This window comes from Pantoea sp. Cy-639, assembly GCF_011752525.1.
GTDB lineage: Bacteria > Pseudomonadota > Gammaproteobacteria > Pseudomonadales > Pseudomonadaceae > Aquipseudomonas.
This window is the reverse complement of the sequence record NZ_VWXI01000021.1, coordinates 55,984-63,173: the sequence shown is the minus strand read 5'-3', so window position 1 is coordinate 63,173 and position 7,190 is coordinate 55,984. Positions and strand designations below refer to the sequence as shown.

Sequence of the window (7,190 nt, the reverse complement as noted above, 5' to 3'; positions counted from 1 at the left end):
TAGTGAAACGATGCATCGCCGATGGTAGTGTGGGGCTTCCCCATGTGAGAGTAGGTCATCGTCAAGATTCATTTCGCAAAACCCCTATCTGCACATGCAGGTAGGGGTTTTGTCTTTTCCGTGCCCGCAAAGCCAGTGCAACCTTGTGATTGTGTCATGCCGGCGCTGGCCCTTTTCCTATGCAAGGCCTCGGGGCGTGGCTATCATGCCAGCCTTATTCCAAGTCGAGACTGGCATGCTGAAGTTGTTGAATCTCCTCAAGGATGGCCGGTTTCATTCCGGAGAAGCTCTGGGCGCTGCCCTCGGAGTGAGTCGCAGCGCCGTTTGGAAGCAGCTGCAACATATTGAGAGCGATCTGAACCTGACCATTCACAAGGTCCGCGGGCGCGGCTATCAGCTTTCGACACCGCTGAACCTGCTTGACTCGGCTGCGATTGCCGAATTCGCACTCGGTGATCAGTGGCCTGTATTCATTCATGAAAGCATCGACTCCACCAACGCCGAAGGGCTCCGGCTTGCCGCTGATGGCCAGGCGGCCCCGTTCCTGGTGCTTGCCGAGCGGCAGAGTGCTGGTCGTGGCCGGCGCGGCCGTCAGTGGATCAGCCCATTCGCTGAGAATCTCTACTATAGCTTGGTGCTGCGAGTAGAGGGTGGTATGCGTCAGCTCGAAGGGCTGAGCCTGGTGGTGGGGTTGGCGGTGATGCGTTCCCTGCAGGCTTTTGGTCTCAAGGATGTCGGGCTTAAATGGCCTAACGATGTCCTGGTCAATGGACGCAAGATCACTGGGATTCTGCTGGAGCTCGTGGGTGATCCTGCCGATGTCTGCCATGTGGTGCTGGGCATTGGTATAAATGTGAACATGTTGAGCAGTGAGCAGATTGACCAGCAGTGGACATCCATGCGGGGTGAAGTGGGGCGCGTAATCGATCGTAATCACCTCGTCGCCTTGCTCTCTCAGCAACTGCAGCATGAGTTGGCTCGTCATCGGCGCTATGGTTTTGCTGCGTTCCAGGAGGAGTGGGAACAGGCGCACCTTTGGCAGGGGCAAAAAGTTTCGCTGGTTGCCGGTACGACTCGAATCGACGGTATTGCCCGCGGCGTTGATGGGCAGGGCGGCTTGCGTCTTGAGATCGATGGTGTGGAAAAGAGCTTTAGTGGTGGTGAGCTCAGTCTGAGGTTGCGTAATGATTCTTGAGCTCGACTGCGGTAACAGCTTTATCAAGTGGCGGGTCATCCATGCTGTAGATGCGGTGATCACTGGTGGCGGTATCGTTGATTCCGATCAGGCGCTGCTGGCTGCAGTCGCGACGCTTCCTGCCTTGCGCCTGAGCGGCTGCCGCATGGTCAGTGTGCGCAGTGAGGAGGAGACAGCTTCGCTATGTGCCTTGCTGCAGGCAAACTTCTCGATCACCGTGAGTGTCGCCCAGCCGGTAAAGGAGATGGCGGGGGTCCGCAATGGTTATGAGGACTACGAACGCCTGGGGATGGATCGGTGGTTGGGGGCGCTCGGCGCCTACCATCTCGCCAAGGGCGCGTGCCTGGTCATCGACCTCGGTACTGCTGCGAAGGCAGACTTTGTTGCGGCGGATGGCGAGCATCTGGGAGGCTATATCTGTCCTGGCATGCCGTTGATGCGTAGCCAGTTAAGAACTCATACCCGTCGCATCCGCTATGACGATGCGTCCGCTGAACGGGCCTTGAGCAGCCTTGCTCCGGGGCGCTCGACGGTCGAAGCGGTAGAGCGCGGTTGTGTACTGATGCTCCAGGGCTTCGCTCGTACCCAGATCGAGCAGGCCCGAGCGCTTTGGGGCGAAGAGTTCACGGTGTTTCTCACGGGGGGGGATGCCCCTTTGGTGCGTGACTCGGCCCCTAACGCGCGGATCGTGCCGGATCTGGTATTCGTCGGCTTGGCCATGGCCTGCCCGTTGAGCTGAGGTGTCTATGCGCTGGTTGTTTCTGCTACTGCTCGTGTTGAATGTCTTCTATTACGTCTGGCATCAGCAGGAAGCCCCCCTGAAGGCCAAGGAAGTTGCGCCGCTGTCCTTGTATAAAGGCACTCAGCAGGAAATTCGCCTACTGCGTGAAACGGGTGTGCCGGCGCCGGCAAGGCGTCGTGACGAATGCCTGGTGGTGGGGGGAGTTGCTACGAAGGAGCAGCTCGATGCGTTGCGCCAGCGCTTGCTGAGTCTCGATATCGCCACGCAGCCGGTTGCCGGACAGTTGCCTGGCGCGGATGGGATGTGGCTCAAGGTTGGGGCCGAAAGCGAGCGTTTGCTGGACCAAACCGTGCTCTCGACTCTTTCCAAGGATTTCAACGACTTAAAACACAAAATTATTTTGTGCGAGGGTATTGCAACTGCTGAATAGCTTGATAGAATGGCGCCCGCTTCACAGGGAACACCACTCAGGTGGTAGAGCTGGAAGCGGTGTCAAAGTAGCTAAGTTTCAGATTTGATTGAAAAAATTTGAAAAAACGCTTGACACTGAGGCGGCAGCCGAATAGAATGCCCGCCACATCTGGAGGGATTCCCGAGCGGCCAAAGGGGACGGACTGTAAATCCGTTGCGAGAGCTTCGAAGGTTCGAATCCTTCTCCCTCCACCAGTTTTAGCGAGAGCCGCAAGCTCCGCGGGTATAGTTTAGTGGTAGAACCTCAGCCTTCCAAGCTGATGATGCGGGTTCGATTCCCGCTACCCGCTCCAAGTTTGCAGGGTTTTGCACAAAGTGTTTCGCTCTTGTAGCTCAGTTGGTAGAGCACACCCTTGGTAAGGGTGAGGTCAGCGGTTCAAGTCCGCTCAAGAGCTCCATATAAACAAAGGCAGATATGAAAATATCTGCCTTTGTTCTATCAGCGGTATGACTATTTCTTCTGCGGAGGACTGTATCGATGGCTAAGGAAAAGTTTGATCGTTCGCTACCTCACGTTAACGTCGGCACTATCGGCCACGTTGACCATGGTAAGACCACTCTGACTGCAGCGCTGACTCGCGTCTGCTCCGAAGTTTTCGGTTCGGCCGTCGTTGAGTTCGACAAGATCGACTCGGCTCCGGAAGAAAAAGCGCGCGGTATCACCATCAACACCGCTCACGTCGAGTACAACTCGAACATTCGTCACTACGCTCACGTTGACTGCCCAGGTCACGCTGACTACGTGAAGAACATGATCACCGGTGCTGCCCAGATGGACGGCGCGATCCTGGTTTGCTCGGCCGCCGATGGTCCGATGCCACAAACCCGTGAGCACATCCTGCTGTCCCGCCAGGTTGGCGTTCCGTACATCGTGGTCTTCCTGAACAAGGCTGACCTGGTAGACGACGCCGAGCTGCTGGAACTGGTCGAGATGGAAGTTCGCGACCTGCTGTCCACCTACGACTTCCCAGGCGACGACACTCCGATCATCATCGGTTCCGCTCGTATGGCCCTGGAAGGCAAAGACGACAACGAAATGGGCACTACCGCTGTCAAGAAGCTGGTAGAGACTCTGGATGCCTACATCCCTGAGCCAGTTCGTGCCATCGACCAGCCGTTCCTGATGCCGATCGAAGACGTATTCTCGATCTCGGGTCGTGGTACCGTTGTTACCGGCCGTATCGAGCGTGGTATCGTCCGCGTTCAGGATCCGCTGGAAATCGTTGGTCTGCGTGACACCACCACCACCACCTGCACCGGCGTTGAGATGTTCCGCAAGCTGCTGGACGAAGGTCGTGCTGGCGAGAACTGCGGCGTGCTGCTGCGCGGCACCAAGCGTGACGAAGTTGAGCGTGGCCAGGTTCTGGTCAAGCCAGGTTCGGTCAAGCCGCACACCAAGTTCACCGCAGAAGTCTACGTCCTGTCGAAGGAAGAAGGCGGCCGTCACACTCCGTTCTTCAAAGGCTACCGTCCTCAGTTCTACTTCCGTACCACTGACGTGACCGGTAACTGCGAGCTGCCGGAAGGCGTTGAAATGGTAATGCCAGGCGACAACATCCAAATGGTTGTCACCCTGATCAAGACCATCGCAATGGAAGACGGTCTGCGTTTCGCCATCCGTGAAGGCGGTCGTACCGTCGGCGCCGGCGTCGTCGCAAAAATTATTGAATAAGTAGTTGATTTACTTGATCAGGCCGGTATAATTGCCGGCCTGATACAGCGTTAAAGGTCAGTAGCTCAATTGGCAGAGCGACGGTCTCCAAAACCGTAGGTTGGGGGTTCGATTCCCTCCTGACCTGCCATTCACCTCGGTGTGATTGGCTTTCTTCCTTACAGGATCCTCCCCGATGACTCCCAAAACTGAAGCCCAAGAATCGCGTTTTGATCTGTTCAAGTGGCTTGCTGTTGTCGCATTGGTAGTTGTTGGTGTCGTGGGTAATCAGTATTACTCCGCCTCTCCGGTCCTGTATCGCGTACTCGTTCTGATTCTCCTTGCTGCTGCTGCTGGCTTCGTTGCTCTGCAGACTGCCAAGGGTAAGTCGTTCTTTGCGCTGGCGAAGGAAGCTCGTACCGAGATCCGTAAAGTCGTGTGGCCGACCCGCCAAGAGACCACGCAGACCACGCTTATCGTCGTGGCTGTGGTTCTGGTCATGGCACTGCTGCTGTGGGGGCTCGACTCCCTGCTCGGCTGGTTGGTCTCCTTGATCGTTGGCTAAGGGTGTCTCGTGGCTAAGCGTTGGTATGTTGTTCATGCTTACTCGGGTTACGAGAAGCATGTCATGCGCTCCCTGATCGAGCGTGTCAAGCTGGCTGGCATGGAAGACGAATTCGGCGAGATCCTGGTTCCGACCGAAGAAGTCGTCGAAATGCGCAACGGCCAGAAGCGCAAGAGTGAGCGTAAATTCTTCCCTGGCTATGTATTGGTCCAGATGGAAATGAACGAAGGGACTTGGCACCTTGTCAAGGATACCCCTCGGGTCATGGGTTTCATTGGTGGTACCGCAGACAAGCCTGCGCCGATCACTGATAAAGAAGCTGAGGCCATCCTGCGTCGCGTTGCCGACGGCAGTGACAAGCCGAAGCCGAAGACGCTGTTCGAGCCGGGCGAAGTGGTTCGCGTCATTGACGGTCCGTTCGCCGACTTCAACGGCAGTGTCGAAGAAGTTAACTACGAGAAGAGCCGCCTGCAGGTTGCAGTGCTCATTTTCGGTCGCTCTACTCCGGTGGAGCTTGAGTTCAGCCAGGTCGAGAAGGTCTAGCCGAACGACGCATCCCATACCCCGCAGCCCTATGTGCTGCGGGGTTTTGTCGTCACTGGGATAAAACGCAAGTCATACGGGGAGCCATCTGGCGTTCGTACCCGATTTTGGAGTAGCTCATGGCTAAGAAGATTCAGGCTTACATCAAGCTGCAAGTAAAGGCCGGCCAGGCCAACCCAAGCCCACCCGTTGGTCCAGCACTGGGTCAACATGGTGTGAACATCATGGAATTCTGCAAGGCCTTCAACGCCCGTACTCAGGGTCAAGAGCCAGGTCTGCCGACTCCAGTGATCATCACTGTCTACAGTGACCGTAGCTTCACCTTCGAAACCAAGAGCACCCCTGCCTCGGTTCTGCTGAAGAAAGCTGCTGGCCTGACCAGTGGTTCGGCTCGCCCGAACACCGTTAAAGTCGGTACCGTCACCCGTGCTCAGCTGGAAGAGATCGCCAAGGCTAAACAGGCTGATCTGACTGCCGCTGACCTGGATGCAGCTGTACGCACCATCGCTGGCTCTGCCCGCAGCATGGGTCTGAACGTGGAGGGTGTGTAATGGCTAAGCTGACCAAGCGCCAAAAGGCAATCGCCGAGAAAATCGAAGCAGGCAAGGCCTACAACTTCGAAGAGGCCGCAACTCTGCTGGCTTCGCTGCCGACTGCCAAGTTCGTAGAATCCTACGACATCGCCGTTAACCTCGGTGTTGACCCACGTAAATCCGACCAGGTCGTTCGTAGCGCTACCGTGCTGCCACACGGCACTGGCAAGACCGTGCGTGTTGCTGTCTTCACCCAGGGTCCAGCTGCTGAAGCCGCTCTGGCTGCCGGCGCTGACCGTGTAGGCATGGACGATCTGGCTGCCGAAATGAAAGGCGGCGACCTGAACTATGACGTCGTCATCGCATCGCCTGATGCCATGCGCGTTGTGGGTCAGCTGGGTCAGGTTCTGGGTCCTCGCGGCCTGATGCCTAACCCGAAAGTGGGTACTGTGACCCCAGACGTTGCCGGCGCTGTCAAAAACGCCAAGGCTGGTCAGGTTCGCTACCGTACCGACAAGAACGGTATCATCCACACCTCCGTTGGCAAAATTGGCTTCGAAGCCAACAAGCTGAAGGAAAACGTTGAAGCCCTGATCGCTGATCTGAAGCGTATCAAGCCAGCTTCCTCGAAAGGTATCTACGTCAAGCGCGTAACCCTGAGCACCACCATGGGCCCAGGTCTGATCATCGATCAGAGCTCGCTGAACGTGTAATGCTCGGCCGCTGCGACCTGGTTGCAGCGGCTTACTAAATTGGGGTCCCTGCCTGGCGGGGGCTATCCAAGACCGTAGGCGGCGCAAGCCTTAAACCACAAGCCTACGCAGATGGTGCTCCCGATTCGTTTACGAATCAGACACCAAAACGACATCCGGCTTCGGCCAGATGAAACGGTAGAAACCAGGAGTAAACCCGTGGCAATTAAACTCGAAGACAAGAAGGCCATCGTCGCTGAAGTCAACGAGGCTGCCAAAGTCGCTCTGTCCGCTGTCGTGGCTGATGCCCGTGGCGTGACTGTAGGCGCAATGACCGGACTCCGTAAAGAGGCCCGCGAAGCTGGCGTTTACGTACGTGTCGTACGTAACACCCTGCTCAAGCGCGCTGTTGAGGGCACCGAGTACTCGATCCTCAACGACGCGTTCAAAGGCCCGACCCTGATCGCTTTCTCCAACGAACACCCGGGCGCCGCCGCTCGTCTGTTCAAAGAGTTCGCCAAGGGTCAGGACAAGTTCGAGATCAAGGCAGCTGCGTTCGACGGCAAGTTCCTTGCCGCTAACCAGATCGACGTGCTGGCAACCCTGCCAACTCGCGACGAGGCTATCGCACAGCTGATGAGCGTGATCCAAGGTGCAACCAGCAAGCTGGCTCGTACCCTGGCTGCTCTGCGCGACCAGAAAGAAGCCGCCGCTGCCTAAGGCCGCGTAGTCTCTTTCGAAATCAAACGTTTAATTTGATGGCCGCGTAGGCTGTCACCCCAATACAGGAATACATAG

At 56.8% G+C, this 7,190-nt stretch carries 9 protein-coding genes and 4 tRNA genes; all 13 read left to right on the top strand.

Translation table 11 applies throughout. From position 1 onward, the window contains the following. The first annotated feature begins 235 nt into the window (after nucleotides 1-235). The 13 genes from birA to rplJ all read left to right on the top strand — a co-directional run bounded on the left by birA (nucleotide 236) and on the right by rplJ (nucleotide 7,112). A complete protein-coding gene (gene birA / locus F3J43_RS21655; protein ID WP_166891843.1) occupies nucleotides 236-1,195 on the top strand; it encodes a bifunctional biotin--[acetyl-CoA-carboxylase] ligase/biotin operon repressor BirA in 960 nt (319 codons plus the stop codon). Further along, nucleotides 1,185-1,934 carry a pantothenate kinase gene (locus tag F3J43_RS21650; protein ID WP_166891840.1) on the top strand — a complete coding sequence of 250 codons (750 nt, stop codon included), beginning with the start codon at nucleotides 1,185-1,187 and terminating at the stop codon, nucleotides 1,932-1,934. The genes birA and F3J43_RS21650 overlap by 11 nt, the downstream gene beginning before the upstream one ends. 7 nt (nucleotides 1,935-1,941) lie before the next feature. Further along, on the top strand, nucleotides 1,942-2,367 hold the full coding sequence (locus F3J43_RS21645) for a hypothetical protein (RefSeq protein WP_166891837.1): 426 nt from the start codon (nucleotides 1,942-1,944) through the stop codon (nucleotides 2,365-2,367). Between the two features lie 152 nt (nucleotides 2,368-2,519). Then, a tRNA-Tyr gene (locus tag F3J43_RS21640) sits at nucleotides 2,520-2,603 on the top strand. A gap of 24 nt (nucleotides 2,604-2,627) precedes the next feature. Continuing rightward, a tRNA-Gly gene (locus F3J43_RS21635) sits at nucleotides 2,628-2,701 on the top strand. Nucleotides 2,702-2,730: 29 nt separating this feature from the next. After that, nucleotides 2,731-2,806: transfer RNA gene (locus tag F3J43_RS21630), tRNA-Thr, on the top strand. Between the two features lie 80 nt (nucleotides 2,807-2,886). Continuing rightward, on the top strand, nucleotides 2,887-4,080 hold the full coding sequence (tuf, locus tag F3J43_RS21625; protein ID WP_166891810.1) for an elongation factor Tu: 1,194 nt from the start codon (nucleotides 2,887-2,889) through the stop codon (nucleotides 4,078-4,080). Nucleotides 4,081-4,134: 54 nt separating this feature from the next. After that, a tRNA-Trp gene (locus F3J43_RS21620) sits at nucleotides 4,135-4,210 on the top strand. Between the two features lie 45 nt (nucleotides 4,211-4,255). Further along, entirely contained in the window at nucleotides 4,256-4,624 is a 369-nt protein-coding gene (secE, locus tag F3J43_RS21615) for a preprotein translocase subunit SecE (protein WP_166891834.1), read from the top strand. A gap of 9 nt (nucleotides 4,625-4,633) precedes the next feature. After that, on the top strand, nucleotides 4,634-5,167 hold the full coding sequence (gene nusG, locus F3J43_RS21610; protein WP_011531880.1) for a transcription termination/antitermination protein NusG: 534 nt from the start codon (nucleotides 4,634-4,636) through the stop codon (nucleotides 5,165-5,167). A gap of 119 nt (nucleotides 5,168-5,286) precedes the next feature. Continuing rightward, nucleotides 5,287-5,718, top strand: coding sequence for a 50S ribosomal protein L11 (gene rplK, locus F3J43_RS21605; RefSeq protein WP_166891829.1), 432 nt, complete (start codon nucleotides 5,287-5,289; stop codon nucleotides 5,716-5,718). Next, nucleotides 5,718-6,413 carry a 50S ribosomal protein L1 gene (gene rplA / locus F3J43_RS21600; protein WP_166891826.1) on the top strand — a complete coding sequence of 232 codons (696 nt, stop codon included), beginning with the start codon at nucleotides 5,718-5,720 and terminating at the stop codon, nucleotides 6,411-6,413. The genes rplK and rplA overlap by 1 nt, the downstream gene beginning before the upstream one ends. Nucleotides 6,414-6,611: 198 nt before the next feature. Continuing rightward, complete coding sequence (gene rplJ, locus F3J43_RS21595) at nucleotides 6,612-7,112, top strand: 50S ribosomal protein L10 (protein WP_043215352.1); 501 nt, start codon at nucleotides 6,612-6,614, stop codon at nucleotides 7,110-7,112. Nucleotides 7,113-7,190: the final 78 nt, after the last annotated feature.

Coding starts and splice junctions, on each gene's coding strand:
- F3J43_RS21645 (WP_166891837.1), top strand. CDS start 1,942: ATGCGCTGGTTGTTTCTGCTACTGCTCGTGTTGAATGTCTTCTATTAC.
- F3J43_RS21650 (WP_166891840.1), top strand. CDS start 1,185: ATGATTCTTGAGCTCGACTGCGGTAACAGCTTTATCAAGTGGCGGGTC.
- birA (WP_166891843.1), top strand. CDS start 236: ATGCTGAAGTTGTTGAATCTCCTCAAGGATGGCCGGTTTCATTCCGGA.
- tuf (WP_166891810.1), top strand. CDS start 2,887: ATGGCTAAGGAAAAGTTTGATCGTTCGCTACCTCACGTTAACGTCGGC.
- rplA (WP_166891826.1), top strand. CDS start 5,718: ATGGCTAAGCTGACCAAGCGCCAAAAGGCAATCGCCGAGAAAATCGAA.
- rplK (WP_166891829.1), top strand. CDS start 5,287: ATGGCTAAGAAGATTCAGGCTTACATCAAGCTGCAAGTAAAGGCCGGC.
- secE (WP_166891834.1), top strand. CDS start 4,256: ATGACTCCCAAAACTGAAGCCCAAGAATCGCGTTTTGATCTGTTCAAG.